This is a genomic window from Sphingomonas vulcanisoli (assembly GCF_011761305.1).
GTDB lineage: Bacteria > Pseudomonadota > Alphaproteobacteria > Sphingomonadales > Sphingomonadaceae > Sphingomonas_I > Sphingomonas_I vulcanisoli.
Genome location: NZ_JAAOZC010000001.1, coordinates 443758 through 456447 on the forward strand (window position 1 = coordinate 443758; position 12690 = coordinate 456447).

A 12690-nucleotide genomic window follows, 5' to 3' on the forward strand; every position below is an offset into this window, starting at 1 on the left:
CCTTCACACTCCTAACGCTCTGCATCCGTTTCCGGCTGCAACAGCGCCATCAATCTCTGTTCCGCACGCGCCCGTTCCTGCGTCAGCCTTTGCTGTTCGGCGAAGGCATGATCGTCGGTGGTGGCACGAAAGGCTTGTGTAGCCTCCGCGAGCGCGGCGTCGATCGCCGGCCTCGCCGCCATCACCTCGATCGCCTCCACCAGATCACGCCGCGCACGGATAGGGTCCGCATCGCCGCGCAAGAAGGAAAAGGCAAGGCCGTTCGCGCCATCGAGCGCCTCCGCCGCCTGGGAAAGGTCGGCCTCGTTCAATATGTGCGCGACTCGGAGCTTTTCAAGCGGGCCCTGCTCGATCGCCGCGTTGACCAGACAATCGCGGACGCGGACCAGCATCGGATCGGCGATCGGGAGGGCGGCGACCGCCTCGGCCTGTTCGGCGATCAGCTCGGGATTGCGCACCAGCCCGGCGACGATTGCGCGGGCGAACGCGCCATCGATCCCGCTCTGGCCGATCGCTTTGGCGTTGGGGGAGTTGGGCCGATGGACGCGGGCAGGGGGCATGCCGCGCCGAAACGGTGGTCGATCGCCCTGCTGCTGGCGGGTCGGGGCGGCGAACAGCGCATCGAAGCGGCGGCGGAATTCCCCGAGATATTGATCGCGGACATTGCCATCGGCGATCGTCTTGGCGTGATCGATCAGCCGCTGGCGCAGACCCGCGCGGCCCTCGGGCGTGGCGAGCGAGGCGCCATCGACCTCGGCCTGCCAGAGCAGATCGACCAGCGGCCGGGCGCCGGTCAGCGCCGCCTCGAACGCCTCACGCCCGCCCGCCTTGATCAGATCATCCGGATCCTTGCCGTCGGGCAGCGTCACGAAGGCGAGGCTGCGGCCCGGCGTCACCATCGGCAGCGCGCGCAGCGCCGCGCGCACCGCCGCTTTCTGCCCCGCCTTGTCGCCATCGAGACACAGCACCGGCACTTCGGCCAATCGCCACATCCGCTCAAGCTGCGCCTCGGTGACGGCGGTGCCGTTGGGCGCCACCACCTCGTCCACGCCCGCCTTGGCGAGCGCGATCACGTCCATATAGCCTTCGACGACGATCAGCCGATTGGCCTTGCGCGAGGCGGGGCCTGCGCGATCGAGATTGAAGAGCGTGCGGCCCTTGTCGAACAGGGGCGTGTCGGGCGAATTGAGATACTTCGGTTCGCCGGTGTCGAGAATGCGCCCGCCGAACGCAATCGCGCGCCCGCGCGCATCGCGGATCGGGATCATCAGCCGCCCGCGAAACCGATCGTAGGGCTCTTTTTCCGAGCCATAGTCTTTTGGCTCGATCAGCAGCCCGGCCTCGATCAACGTCTCATTGCCGAACGAGGCCAGCGCGCTCTTAAGCTTGCCCCGCGCATCGGGGGCGAAGCCGATTCCGAACGCCTGCGCCAACGCATCGTTGATCCCGCGCTTCTTGAGATAAGCGCGCGCCTCCGCCCCCCCGATCCCCTTCAATTCCTCGGCAAACCATTTCGCCGCCGCCTCGTTCGCCGCCGCCAGCCCCGATTGCCGCTCGGCCTGTTTGGCGGCGCGCGGATCGGGCGCGGGCATCTCCAGCCCGGCGGCGGCGGAGAGCTCCTTCACCGCATCAATGAACGGCAGCCCCTTGGCCTCGGTCAGAAACCGGATGGCGTCGCCATGCGCCGAACAGCCGAAGCAATGGTAGAAGCCCTTGTCATCGTTGACGTAAAAGCTCGGCGTCTTTTCGTTATGGAACGGGCAGTACCCTTTAAATTCGCGGCCTGCCTTGGTGAGCTTCATCGAGCGGCCAATCAGCGCGGAGAGCAAGGTCCGCGCGCGGAGCTCGTCGAGGAATTGCGGGGTGAGGGTCATAGGGAGGAGCGCCCCTCGACTTCGCTCGGGACGATCGGCTTTCCTAGCTGAGTATCGTCATCAAGCGAATTTCCCACCTCCGCTGTCCCGAGCGAAGTCGAGGGACGTTCCAACGGTGGCTTTGCGAAGTACGAAAGCCGCGCCCAATCGCCATCGATCAACGCTTGCTTCTTGGCCCGCGACCAAGGCTTGATCCGATGCTCTGCTTCAAGTGCCTCAATTCGAGTGGGAAAGTCCTGCGACCAAACCAGCTCAACCGGACGGCGGCGGCTCGTGAAATCACAAAAGCCGCCATGCTGATGCTCGGCTAATCGCCGTTCGATATCGTCAGTTTGCCCAGTGTAGAAACGTCCGTCCCGACAGCGCAGAATATAGGCCCAAAACGCCATTTTCGTTCCCGTGGCACGTCCCTCGACTTCGCTCGGGACAGGCGGATTTAATAGTTATCCGCAGACTAGCCCGCCAACCGCGCCTTCACCAGCGCGCTCGCCTTGCTCATGTCCATCTTGCCCGCGAACCGCTCCTTCAGCGCCGCCATCACCCGGCCCATGTCCTTGACGCTCGCCGCCCCCAGTTCGGTCGCCAAAGCATCCACCGCCGCGGTCGCCTCCGCCTCGCTCATCTGCGCGGGCAGAAACCGCTCGATCACCGCCACCTCGGCCGCCTCGATGTCGGCCAGCTCCTGCCGCCCGCCCTTCACATACATGTCGATCGATTCGCGGCGCTGCTTGATCATCTTCTGCAGCACTTCCACCGCCATCACGTCCGGATCGGGCTGCGCGGAGGCGGTGCGCAGCTCGATCTCGCGATTCTTGATCGCGGCGTCGATCAGCCGGGTCGCGCCCACCGTTGCCTTGTCGCCGCTCTTCATCGCGGCGATCTGCGCCGCCTTGAGTTCGTCTCGGATCATTATCTGTCTCGAATATAAGGGAAGCGGCCAGATAGTCCGACATGGGCCGATTGGGTAGTGTTGACCCTTGGCCGCGCCCCGTCTAGCGGACGCGGCTTAGCGACATCGCTGCTGTCCCCAAAGGAGCCCGCCGTTCATGGCCGACGCCACGCCCACTGCTGCGCCCGCTGGAGCGACCGGCGTCCTGGTATTGGGCGACGGCACGGTGATCTGGGGCCGCGGCTTCGGCGCCGAAGGGTCCGCGGTGGGCGAGGTCTGCTTCCACACCGCGATGACCGGCTATCAGGAGGTGATGACCGATCCCTCCTTCGCCCGGCAGATCATCACCTTCACCTTCCCGCACATCGGCAATGTCGGTGCCAACGCCGAGGATATCGAGGCGATCAACCCGCACGCCCTGGGCTGTATCGTGCGCGAGGATGTCACCGATCCGAGCAATTTCCGCGCCGCGCAGGGCTTCGATGGCTGGCTGCGGAACAATGGCCGGATCGGGCTGGCGGGTGTCGACACCCGCGCGCTGACCCGCGCGATCCGCATCCAGGGCGCCCCCAACGGCGTGATCGCGCATTCGGCGAGCGGCATGTTCGATATCGAGGCGCTCAAGGCCCAGGCGCGCGAATGGCCGGGCCTGGAGGGCATGGACCTCGCCAAGGAGGTTTCGACGCTCCAGACCTACGGCTGGGACGAGGGGCTGTGGACGCTTGGCGAGGGCTACGCGCCGGGTGTCTCGACTTCGCTCGACACCAACGGAAATGCGGGAACTGCCGGGTCAAACAAAGACCCGTTTGTCCCGAGCGAAGTCGAGGGACGTGCCGCGCCTGACGATCGCCCGCACGTGGTCGCGATCGATTATGGCCTCAAGCGCAACATCCTGCGCAATCTCGTCGCCGCCGGCGCGCGCGTCACGGTGGTGCCCGCCACCGCCACCTTCGATGAGATGATGGCGCATGCGCCCGATGGCGTCTTCCTCTCGAACGGCCCCGGCGATCCCGCCGCCACCGGCACCTATGCCGTGCCGGTGATCCAGAAGCTGCTGGAGGTCGCCAAGCCGATCTTCGGCATCTGCCTCGGCCACCAGCTGCTCGGGCTCGCGGTGGGCGCCAAGACCTTCAAGATGCACCAGGGCCACCGCGGCGCGAACCACCCGGTCAAGCGCAGCGACGATGGCCGCGTCGAGATCACCAGCATGAACCACGGCTTCGCGGTCGATACCGAAAGCCTGCCCGCCACGGCGGAGGTGACGCACGTCTCGCTGTTCGACGGCAGCCTCGCCGGCCTCCGCCTCACCGACAAACCCGCCTTCAGCGTCCAATACCACCCCGAAGCCAGCCCCGGCCCGCAGGACAGCCACTATCTGTTCGAACAGTTCGTGGGGATGCTCAGGTCGTGAAATCAGTCGCTCCGTCAACATTGCTGCCCGCGCTGTTGCTTGTCGCCGGCTGTGTCGCGCAATCGCGCGAGAAACCATTTCTGACACCCAAGGCATTCGTTCGTGCCTCCGCCAACTGCCATGTTGTTTCGAAGGGCGTACACCATTCGCTCGGCAGCGAGGTTCCTTACGCACAATATTTGATCCCGACGGCAACGGGTGAAGCCCGTTCGGACGAAGGTCAAAGCCGGCTGTGCTTGCAAAGGGCGTTGAGCCACTACCGATACGATTTCCTTGGCGAAGAAATACCGAAAGCTCAGCAATGATAACCGCGATCCTAAAGCATTCTACCATAGCGGTTATCGCCTGATGCCAAAGCAGTGCACCGACATCTCCTCCATCCTCATCATCGGCGCCGGCCCGATCGTGATCGGGCACGCATGCGAGTTCGAACATTCGGGGACGCAGGCGCGCAAGGCGCTGCGCGAGGAAGGCTATCTCATTCTGGGAAGCGGTCTTTGAGCTTCATGTTGTCCATGGATCGATCAGCTCGATGCCGAGCCCCGCGAAGTGCTTCACGTTGCGCGTCGCCAGCCGCATGCCGCGCGCCAACGCCGTCGCCGCGATCTGCGTATCTGCCGTCCCCGGATTGCGCCCGGCCCGTTCCTGTTGAGCAAGAACGGTTCCATAAAAGCGGGCGGCATCCAAATCGAACGGGGCGATCCGCTCGCGGTAAGTTGCTATCAATTCGGCGTAGCCGCCGAGCAACGCCTGCTTGCGCTTGCCCTCCGGCAGCAGTTCGGCGCCCGACAGCAGTTCGCCTATCACAACGGTCGAAAGATAAAGCTGATCGGCTGCGGTCCGAGCCCATTCGACAACCGAAGGATCAGGCTCGGGACGAAATGCTTCGCTCCAGACGTTGGTATCGACCAGGATCATTCGTCGCTGAGATCAGGGATGCGAGCGCGGCTTCGGGGTGGGATCGGCAATTCCAGACCGGGGCGGCTTGCCTCGAACAGGATGTCGAACATGCCTTTGCGCGCGGGCTCCTTCGGCAATTGTGTCGCTCCGATGATCAACTGACGGCCTTCCTCTTCCATCGATCGCCCGTTCGCGGCGGCCCTTTGATGAAAGCGGCGCTTCACATCATCGGGAATGTTTCGGATCGTCAGGCTGGCCACAAGCAACCTCCATTGATTGCATCGCAATCAATGTATGCAATGAGATCGAATTAGACAATGCCCAAGCGCACCGACATCTCCTCCATCCTCATCATCGGTGCCGGCCCGATCGTCATCGGACAGGCGTGCGAGTTCGATTATTCGGGGACGCAGGCGTGCAAGGCGCTGCGCGAGGAGGGCTATCGCATCATCCTCGTCAATTCGAACCCCGCCACGATCATGACCGATCCGGACATGGCGGACGCCACCTATATCGAGCCGATCACGCCCGAGATCGTCGCGCGGATCATCGAGAAGGAGCGGCCCGATGCGGTGCTGCCGACGATGGGCGGCCAGACCGCGCTCAACACCGCGCTCGCGCTGTTCCATGATGGCACGCTGGAGAAATATGGCGTCCAGATGATCGGCGCCGATGCCACAGCGATCGACAAGGCCGAGGACCGGCTCAAGTTCCGCGATGCGATGGACAAGATCGGCCTCGAAAGCCCGCGCAGCCGCATCGCGCATACGGTCGAGGAGGCGCTGGAGGCGCTCGATTTCGTCGGAATGCCGACGATCATCCGCCCGAGCTTCACGATGGGCGGGCAGGGCGGCGGCATCGCCTACAATCGCAAGGAATTCATCGAGATCGTCACCAACGGCCTCGATCTCTCGCCCACCACCGAGGTGCTGGTCGAGGAATCGGTGCTGGGGTGGAAAGAATATGAGATGGAGGTCGTGCGCGACCGCAACGATAACTGCATCATCGTCTGCTCGATCGAGAATGTCGATCCGATGGGCATCCACACCGGCGATTCGATCACCGTCGCGCCCGCGCTGACGCTGACCGACAAGGAATATCAGATCATGCGCAACGCCAGCATCGCGGTGCTGCGTGAGATCGGCGTGGAGACGGGCGGCTCCAACGTCCAGTTCGCGGTCAATCCCAAGGACGGCCGGCTGGTGGTGATCGAGATGAACCCGCGCGTGTCGCGCTCCTCGGCGCTGGCCTCCAAGGCCACCGGCTTCCCAATCGCCAAGGTCGCGGCCAAGCTGGCGGTGGGTTACACGCTGGACGAGATCACCAACGACATCACCGGGGCCACCCCTGCCAGTTTCGAGCCGACGATCGATTATGTCGTCACCAAGATCCCCCGCTTCGCCTTCGAGAAGTTCAAGGGCGCGTCCGATCATCTGACCACCGCGATGAAATCGGTGGGCGAGGTGATGGCGATCGGCCGCAGCTTCCCGGAGAGCCTGCAGAAGGCGCTGCGGGGGCTGGAGACGGGGCTCTCCGGCCTCAACGTCGTCGATCGCCTCGTCGGCGCGCCGCGCGCGGAGATCGAGGCGGCGCTCGCCGAGCCGACCCCCGATCGCCTGCTGATCGCTGCCCAAGCCCTGAGGGAGGGCTTCCTCGTCGAGGAGGTCTGCAAGATCGCCAAATATGATCCCTGGTTCATCGAACGGCTCGACGAGATCGTCACTGCCGAGGAAGGCGTCTGCGCCAACGGCCTGCCCAACGATGCCGCCGCGATGCGCAAGCTCAAGGCGATGGGCTTTTCCGACAAGCGCCTCGCCTGGCTGTCGCTCAACAGCGCGCACCTCGCCGGCATGAAGCGTGCGCAGGCGCGCGGATCGGGCATCGTCCATGATGCGATTCGGGGCATGACCGGCGGCGTTACCGAGACCGAGGTGCGCGCGCACCGCCACAAGCTCGGCGTCCGCCCCGTCTTCAAGCGCATCGACACCTGCGCGGCCGAGTTCGAGGCCAAGACGCCCTATATGTACTCGACCTACGAAGCGCCGAGCTTCGGCGAGCCCGAGAATGAGAGCCAGCCGACCGACGCGCGCAAGATCGTCATCCTCGGCGGCGGCCCCAACCGGATCGGGCAGGGGATCGAGTTCGATTATTGCTGCTGCCACGCCTGCTTCGCGCTGAGCGATGCCGGGTTCGAGACGATCATGGTCAACTGCAACCCGGAGACGGTGAGCACCGATTATGACACCAGCGATCGCCTCTATTTCGAGCCGCTGACCGCCGAGGACGTGCTCGAGATACTCCATTGCGAGCAGCAGAACGGTACTTTGGTCGGCGTCATCGTCCAGTTCGGCGGCCAGACCCCGCTCAAGCTGGCGCAGGAACTGGAGAATGCCGGCATCCCGATCCTCGGCACCTCGCCCGATGCGATCGATCTCGCCGAGGATCGTGAGCGCTTCGCGGCGCTTGTGGAAAGCCTCAAGCTCAAGCAGCCCGCCAACGGTATCGCCCGCAGCCGCGAGGAGGCGCTGCTGGTCGCCGAACGCATCGGCTATCCGGTGCTGACCCGCCCCTCTTACGTGCTCGGCGGCCGCGCGATGGAGGTGGTCGATACGCCCGCGCAGCTCGAACATTATATCGAAACCGCGGTGCAGGTGTCCGGCGACTCGCCGGTGCTGATCGATCGCTATCTGCGCGATGCGATCGAGGTCGATGTCGATGCGATCGGCGATGGCGTGGATGTCGTCGTCGCGGGCGTGATGCAGCATATCGAGGAGGCGGGCGTCCATTCGGGCGACAGCGCCTGCTCGCTGCCGCCCTACAGCCTCTCCAAGAAGATCGTCGCCGAGATCGAGCGCCAGACCGACGCGCTCGCCCGCGCGCTCAAGGTGAAGGGACTGATGAACGTCCAGTTCGCGATCAAGGAGGGCGAGGTCTTCCTGATCGAGGTCAATCCACGCGCCAGCCGCACCGTGCCATTCGTGGCCAAGGCGGTGGGCGCGCCCGTCGCCAAGATTGCCGCGCGCGTGATGGCGGGCGAGATGCTCAAGGATCTGCCCACGATCCCGCGCGAGACCGATCATATCTCGGTGAAGGAAGCCGTCTTCCCCTGGGCGCGCTTCCCGGGTGTCGATCCCGTCCTGTCGCCGGAAATGAAGAGCACCGGCGAAGTGATGGGAATCGATAGTGACTTTGCCACCGCCTTCGCCAAATCCCAGCTCGGCGCCTCCACCGTGCTGCCGAAGAGCGGCACCGCCTTCATCTCGGTCAAGAACAGCGACAAGCCGGTGATCGAGCCTGCGGTGCGCGGCCTGATCGAACTCGGCTTCACCGTGATCGCCACCGGCGGCACCGCCGATTATCTGCGCAGCGTCGGCCTCGATGTGGAGACCGTCAAAAAAGTGGCGCAGGGCCGCCCGCATGTCGTCGATCGGCTAAAGGATGGCGGCGTCCAGCTCGTGCTCAACACCACCGAGGGCTGGCAGTCGCTTCAGGACAGCAAATCGATCCGCGCCTCGGCGATGCTCGCACGCATTCCCTATTTCACCACGGCGGCTTCGGGTGTGGCTGTGGTGCAATCCATGGCGGCTTTGGCGAAGCGCCCGCTTGAAGTGCGCTCACTCCAATCTTATCATAGCAAGCTGTAGTTTTCCCGACATCGCAATTTGCGGGCGTCGTCTCCAGGCGGCGCGGGGAAGCTGTTTCAGTTTGAAGGGGTTATGATGGCGACCGAAGAGAAGCAGCCGATGCTGGTTGAGGGCTATGACATGCTCAATACCGAGCTGTCGCGCCTCAGGATCGAGCGGCCGCAGATCATCGACGCGATCGAGGATGCGCGCGCGCACGGCGATCTGTCCGAAAACGCCGAATATCATGCCGCCAAGGAGCGCCAGGGCCAGGTCGAGGCGATGATCGCCGATATCGAGGACAAGCTCAGCCGCGCGCTGATCATCGATCCCAAGACGCTCTCGGGCGACAAGGTGGTGTTCGGCGCCACGGTGACCTTGCTCGACGAGGATGACAAGCCGGTGAAATATCAGCTTGTCGGCCAGACCGAGGCTGACGCCAAATCGGGCCGCATCTCTTACAATTCGCCGCTTGGCCGCGCGCTGATCGGCCGCCGCGTGAAGGATGACGTGGAGGTGACCGTGCCCTCGGGCGATCGCTATTACGTCGTCGAGAAGATCGAGTTCATTTGACGTGAAAGTTCCTCCCCGTAACGGGGAGGGGGACCAGCCGCAGGCTGGTGGAGGGGGCTCTCAACAAGCGGTACGCCTCGTCGATAGCCCCCTCCACCACCCGCTTCGCGGGCGGTCCCCTTTCCCATGCTGGGGAGGAGTTGCGCTGTGAAGACCGCCCGTCCCGAAACCACGATCGCGGTGGCGGCGGTCACCGTTATTGCCTTTTTCCTCGTCCAGGCGACAGGGCAGGTGCCGCTTGCCGATATGCTCGGCGGCTTCGTTTCCGCACGCTTCGATGGGCTGGTCATTCCGCGCGCGCTGCCGCTGGTGCTGACGCCGCTCAGCGCGACCTTGTTGCATGCCGGGCTGATCCACCTGGGCGTCAATCTGCTGACGTTGATCTTCTGCGGGCGGGAAGTGGAGGTGGCGCTCGGCCGCTGGCCGACTTTGCTGCTCTACGGCATCGGTGCTTATGCCGCCGCCGCGATGCAATTTGCGGTCGGGCCCCATTCGACCGTGCCGATGATCGGCGCGTCGGGCGCGATCTCGGCCTTCGTCGGCGCTTATGCGATGTTGTATGGCCAGCGCCGCGCATCGAACCTTTCGCCCGCGCTGGCGCGCTGGGTGCACATCCTGTGGCTGGCGGCGACCTGGATCGGCCTGCAGCTCTTGCTGGGCATCGCGATGCTGGCCGGCGGCATTGCCGTCGCCGCTGCCGCGCACGTCGGCGGTTTTTTCGCGGGAATATTGCTGGCGCGGCCGCTGCTTCGCTGGCGCTACCGCCGCGCCTGATCCTCCCCTTTGTGCGGAGGATCAGAAGGCTCAGGCCTGCAGATCGGGTTCCAGCAGACGGTGGAGGTGGACCACCACATAGCGCATTTCGGCATCGTCCACCGATCGCTGCGCCGCCCCGCGCCAGGCTTTTTCGGCGCTGGCGAAATCGGGATAGAAGCCGACCACGTCCAGCTTGGAGAGATCATCGAACTCCAGCTTGGTGGGATCCTTGACGCGGCCGCCGACGACGAGATGTAGCTTGCTCATGCCCGGATAATCCCCGTTTTCGGCGGCGCTTGCAACCGCAAGCTTAGCCGCGTGACTTCATGATCCGGACAAGCGCATCGAATCCCTGCCGCTGGATAACGCTATCGAAATCGGCAGCCTGCGCCATCGCGACATTGATGCCCGCCACGGTGATGTTGGCTACTTTCCACGCGCCGTTGACCTGCATCAGCGTCCAGGTCGCGCGGACCGGCTGGCGGCCCGGCTTCTGGATCGTGGTCACCACATTGGCGCCGCCGCCGGGCGCGGGCGAGGCGGAAACGACCTTCACTCTCGCATCGGCATAGTTGAGCAGATTATCGCTATAGGTGCCGACCAGATAGGTGGGCAGCGCGCTCTTGTAGGCGGCCAGCTGCGCGGGCGTTATGGTCGATACCCAGCGGCGGATCAGCCGTGTCCCCATCTCGTCTACCGCGACATTCTGCGCGAGCAAGGCGCGGAACTTGGCCTTCGCCGTGCCCTTGTCGGCGTTGGCGGCGGCGAAGGCATCGGTGGTCAGCGTCTGCACGAAGCGCTGCGGATCGGAGGTGTCTACCGCCGCCGCCGCGGGCGCGAAAAGGGCAGGCGTGGCGAAGCTGGTAGTAAGGGCGAGGGCGGCGAAAGCCGTGCGGAACTTGGTCATCTGTCTCTCTCATTGTGGCCGGTTCGACGGCAATAAGGCTGCGGCGGCAATATCGTTCCGCAGGTGAACGAAGCATTGCACCCGGTAAGCCCTCTCCCGCTTTCGCGGGAGAGGAGGGGCCCGCGCGAAGCGTGGGAGGTGAGGGTCTTTTTGCCAGGTCGAAAGAAGAAGACCCTCACCCAACCCTCTCCCGTGAAGACGGGAGAGGGCTATTTGCTTCAGGATTGGACCTTAGTCTTCGCCGCCGCCAGCCCCTCGGCGGCCGCCGTGCCCGCCACCTCGGTCAGCGCGCCGAACAGCTTGGCGGCCTGTTCGCGCAGACCCTCGATCGACAGGCCCTGCTCGTCGAGCGCCTGTACGCCTGCCTCCCGGCCGGCCTCGATCGCCGCCGCGGCGGCATCGCCGATGCGCGTGCCGAGCGGGGCGAGCAGCGCCTTTTCACGGTCGCCGCGGGGCAGCAGCGCGCCCGCCGCAGCCCCCAGCGCGAGGCCGGAAAGCAAAGCGATCAGCGGATTGCCGCCGATCCCCTCGATCGCGCCCTGCGTGGCGGCCGATGCCTTGTCACGCGCGGTTTCATACGCACTGACGACTTTCTGGGTGACCAGGCTCTGGTTCGGTTCGATATCGTTGGCGGCTTTACTCATCACTCTTCCTCCTCGGATTTGCGAAATCGGGTGAACAGGCCGATGCCGAGCAAGGCGGCCACGCCCGCGGCGGCGGCGCCGGTGACGAGGGGGCGGCTTTTCGCGGCTTCCACCGCGCCCTCGGCGATCGCCTCGCCCTTGCGCTTGATTCCTTCGACCGCCTCGCCCGCGATGCGCTTGGGGCGCAGCCGGCCCTGGATTTCCTGCGCGGTGGCCAGTACTTGCTCGCGCGCCCGCGCGGCATCGGCCTTGGCTTTGCCGATGTCGCTCATTCGGGCGCCTTCGAAACTTTCGAGACCGCGATCCCGACGCACACGCCCGCGATCAGCAAAACGATGACCGCCGCCACCGCAAGGCCGCCGGCCACCCCCAGCCAGGCCGCCAGCGCCATGCCGAATGCCGCGATCAATACGATCAGCGCCGCCTGCACCAGCAGGATCGCGGTCACGATCAGCGGCACCGCGATCTTGGCGCGATCGACCCAGGCGAGCGCCGTGCTTTTGACGACGCCGATCTCGGCCTTCACATAGGCCTTGGTCTCATCGATCAGCCGCGCGATCAGCTCGCGGACCGATTCCTCCTTCCCCCCCACAGGCGTCAAGCGTCGCTCGTCGGCTTCGTGGGTTTTGCATCTGCAAGTTTGTTGGCGCTGTCCATGCCGGCTTTGGCGAGCCGGGCGATGATGAAGCCTAGCACCGCCGCCGTACCAACCGCCACTGCCGGCGCCTTGGCGACGAGATCGCGGGCTTCGGTGAACAGTTCGTCCACATCCTTGCCCTTCAGCGCTTCGTTGAACGTCTCGATTCCCGACGACGCCCGGCGCGCATAATCGCCATATTGGCTGCCGATCTTGTCATCGACCTGCGCGGCGGCATCGTTGATCAAAGCCAGCAGCTCGTCGAGCGCGCCGGTCGCCCGCTCCTTGCCCTGCACGGCATAATCGCGGGCCTTGTCGTAACCCTGCGTGCGCCAGCCCTCGATCTTGTCGAAGAAGGCGGCATTGCCGCCGCTGCCGCCGTTGCCGAAATCGCTCTTGATGTCGTCGCCACTTACGCCGGCGCCGTTGATGACGTGATCGGTGCCCTCGGGCAGGTCGGTATCGGCCATGACTCG

The 12690-nt window shown here is 64.8% G+C and carries 16 protein-coding genes and 1 pseudogene; 6 read left to right on the plus strand and 11 right to left on the minus strand.

What is annotated here, in order from left to right; translation table 11 throughout:
* Nucleotides 1-11 precede the first annotated feature (11 nt).
* The 3 genes from dnaG to FHS31_RS02065 all read right to left on the minus strand — a co-directional run bounded on the left by dnaG (nt 12) and on the right by FHS31_RS02065 (nt 2784).
* Nucleotides 12-1874 carry a DNA primase gene (gene dnaG, locus FHS31_RS02055; protein WP_167071503.1) on the minus strand — a complete coding sequence of 621 codons (1863 nt, stop codon included), beginning with the start codon at nt 1872-1874 and terminating at the stop codon, nt 12-14.
* The gene (locus FHS31_RS02060) at nt 1871-2263 is read right to left on the minus strand and encodes a GIY-YIG nuclease family protein (protein WP_167071504.1); all 393 of its coding nucleotides are present in this window, start codon (nt 2261-2263) and stop codon (nt 1871-1873) included. The genes dnaG and FHS31_RS02060 overlap by 4 nt, the downstream gene beginning before the upstream one ends.
* A 65-nt stretch (nt 2264-2328) precedes the next feature.
* Nucleotides 2329-2784: a GatB/YqeY domain-containing protein gene (locus FHS31_RS02065; protein ID WP_167071506.1), complete on the minus strand. Its 456-nt coding sequence runs from the start codon at nt 2782-2784 to the stop codon at nt 2329-2331.
* 136 nt (nt 2785-2920) lie between these two features.
* On the opposite strand from FHS31_RS02065, the gene carA reads away from it, so the two are divergent.
* From carA to FHS31_RS16825, 3 genes and pseudogenes are all read left to right on the plus strand, one after another.
* Complete coding sequence (carA, locus tag FHS31_RS02070; RefSeq protein ID WP_167071514.1) at nt 2921-4174, plus strand: glutamine-hydrolyzing carbamoyl-phosphate synthase small subunit; 1254 nt, start codon at nt 2921-2923, stop codon at nt 4172-4174.
* A 20-nt stretch (nt 4175-4194) separates the two neighbouring features.
* Nucleotides 4195-4479, plus strand: coding sequence for a hypothetical protein (locus FHS31_RS02075; protein ID WP_167071516.1), 285 nt, complete (start codon nt 4195-4197; stop codon nt 4477-4479).
* A 43-nt stretch (nt 4480-4522) separates the two neighbouring features.
* Nucleotides 4523-4660, plus strand: a pseudogene (locus FHS31_RS16825) (carbamoyl phosphate synthase preATP-grasp domain-containing protein); the annotation flags it as partial.
* Nucleotides 4661-4678: 18 nt separating this feature from the next.
* Here FHS31_RS16825 and FHS31_RS02085 read toward each other — a convergent pair.
* Together FHS31_RS02085 and FHS31_RS02090 are read right to left on the minus strand one after the other, a co-directional pair.
* The gene (locus FHS31_RS02085; protein WP_167071520.1) at nt 4679-5092 is read right to left on the minus strand and encodes a type II toxin-antitoxin system VapC family toxin; all 414 of its coding nucleotides are present in this window, start codon (nt 5090-5092) and stop codon (nt 4679-4681) included.
* Complete coding sequence (locus FHS31_RS02090; RefSeq protein ID WP_167071522.1) at nt 5089-5334, minus strand: FitA-like ribbon-helix-helix domain-containing protein; 246 nt, start codon at nt 5332-5334, stop codon at nt 5089-5091. Before FHS31_RS02090 ends, FHS31_RS02085 begins: the two co-directional genes overlap by 4 nt.
* 57 nt (nt 5335-5391) lie before the next feature.
* Between FHS31_RS02090 and carB the strand changes: the two genes are divergently transcribed.
* The 3 genes from carB (at nt 5392) to FHS31_RS02105 (ending at nt 10044) form a co-directional block, all read left to right on the plus strand.
* On the plus strand, nt 5392-8718 hold the full coding sequence (gene carB / locus FHS31_RS02095; RefSeq protein WP_167071531.1) for a carbamoyl-phosphate synthase large subunit: 3327 nt from the start codon (nt 5392-5394) through the stop codon (nt 8716-8718).
* Nucleotides 8719-8793: 75 nt separating this feature from the next.
* The gene (gene greA, locus FHS31_RS02100) at nt 8794-9270 is read left to right on the plus strand and encodes a transcription elongation factor GreA (RefSeq protein WP_167071533.1); all 477 of its coding nucleotides are present in this window, start codon (nt 8794-8796) and stop codon (nt 9268-9270) included.
* 147 nt (nt 9271-9417) lie between these two features.
* Nucleotides 9418-10044, plus strand: coding sequence for a rhomboid family intramembrane serine protease (locus tag FHS31_RS02105; RefSeq protein ID WP_341786263.1), 627 nt, complete (start codon nt 9418-9420; stop codon nt 10042-10044).
* Nucleotides 10045-10074: 30 nt separating this feature from the next.
* Here FHS31_RS02105 and FHS31_RS02110 read toward each other — a convergent pair whose 3' ends face one another.
* The 6 genes from FHS31_RS02110 to FHS31_RS02135 all read right to left on the minus strand — a co-directional run bounded on the left by FHS31_RS02110 (nt 10075) and on the right by FHS31_RS02135 (nt 12684).
* Entirely contained in the window at nt 10075-10293 is a 219-nt protein-coding gene (locus FHS31_RS02110) for a DUF4170 domain-containing protein (RefSeq protein ID WP_167071537.1), read from the minus strand.
* Nucleotides 10294-10336: 43 nt separating this feature from the next.
* Nucleotides 10337-10933 (minus strand): MlaC/ttg2D family ABC transporter substrate-binding protein, encoded by a 597-nt coding sequence (locus FHS31_RS02115; RefSeq protein ID WP_167071539.1) that lies wholly within the window; start codon nt 10931-10933, stop codon nt 10337-10339.
* A gap of 218 nt (nt 10934-11151) precedes the next feature.
* Nucleotides 11152-11577, minus strand: coding sequence for a hypothetical protein (locus FHS31_RS02120; RefSeq protein ID WP_167071541.1), 426 nt, complete (start codon nt 11575-11577; stop codon nt 11152-11154).
* On the minus strand, nt 11577-11849 hold the full coding sequence (locus FHS31_RS02125; protein WP_167071542.1) for a DUF3618 domain-containing protein: 273 nt from the start codon (nt 11847-11849) through the stop codon (nt 11577-11579). The genes FHS31_RS02120 and FHS31_RS02125 overlap by 1 nt, the downstream gene beginning before the upstream one ends.
* Nucleotides 11846-12178, minus strand: coding sequence for a phage holin family protein (locus FHS31_RS02130; protein WP_167071544.1), 333 nt, complete (start codon nt 12176-12178; stop codon nt 11846-11848). The genes FHS31_RS02125 and FHS31_RS02130 overlap by 4 nt, the downstream gene beginning before the upstream one ends.
* Complete coding sequence (locus tag FHS31_RS02135) at nt 12175-12684, minus strand: hypothetical protein (RefSeq protein ID WP_167071546.1); 510 nt, start codon at nt 12682-12684, stop codon at nt 12175-12177. Before FHS31_RS02135 ends, FHS31_RS02130 begins: the two co-directional genes overlap by 4 nt.
* Nucleotides 12685-12690: the final 6 nt, after the last annotated feature.

Bases quoted from the DNA above. Each gene is read 5' to 3' on its own strand.
- FHS31_RS02060 (WP_167071504.1), bottom strand. From the start codon at position 2,263: ATGGCGTTTTGGGCCTATATTCTGCGCTGTCGGGACGGACGTTTCTAC.
- carB (WP_167071531.1), top strand. From the start codon at position 5,392: ATGCCCAAGCGCACCGACATCTCCTCCATCCTCATCATCGGTGCCGGC.
- FHS31_RS02110 (WP_167071537.1), bottom strand. From the start codon at position 10,293: ATGAGCAAGCTACATCTCGTCGTCGGCGGCCGCGTCAAGGATCCCACC.
- carA (WP_167071514.1), top strand. From the start codon at position 2,921: ATGGCCGACGCCACGCCCACTGCTGCGCCCGCTGGAGCGACCGGCGTC.
- FHS31_RS02120 (WP_167071541.1), bottom strand. From the start codon at position 11,577: ATGAGTAAAGCCGCCAACGATATCGAACCGAACCAGAGCCTGGTCACC.
- greA (WP_167071533.1), top strand. From the start codon at position 8,794: ATGGCGACCGAAGAGAAGCAGCCGATGCTGGTTGAGGGCTATGACATG.
- dnaG (WP_167071503.1), bottom strand. From the start codon at position 1,874: ATGACCCTCACCCCGCAATTCCTCGACGAGCTCCGCGCGCGGACCTTG.
- FHS31_RS02125 (WP_167071542.1), bottom strand. From the start codon at position 11,849: ATGAGCGACATCGGCAAAGCCAAGGCCGATGCCGCGCGGGCGCGCGAG.
- FHS31_RS02115 (WP_167071539.1), bottom strand. From the start codon at position 10,933: ATGACCAAGTTCCGCACGGCTTTCGCCGCCCTCGCCCTTACTACCAGC.
- FHS31_RS02065 (WP_167071506.1), bottom strand. From the start codon at position 2,784: ATGATCCGAGACGAACTCAAGGCGGCGCAGATCGCCGCGATGAAGAGC.
- FHS31_RS02135 (WP_167071546.1), bottom strand. From the start codon at position 12,684: ATGGCCGATACCGACCTGCCCGAGGGCACCGATCACGTCATCAACGGC.
- FHS31_RS02085 (WP_167071520.1), bottom strand. From the start codon at position 5,092: ATGATCCTGGTCGATACCAACGTCTGGAGCGAAGCATTTCGTCCCGAG.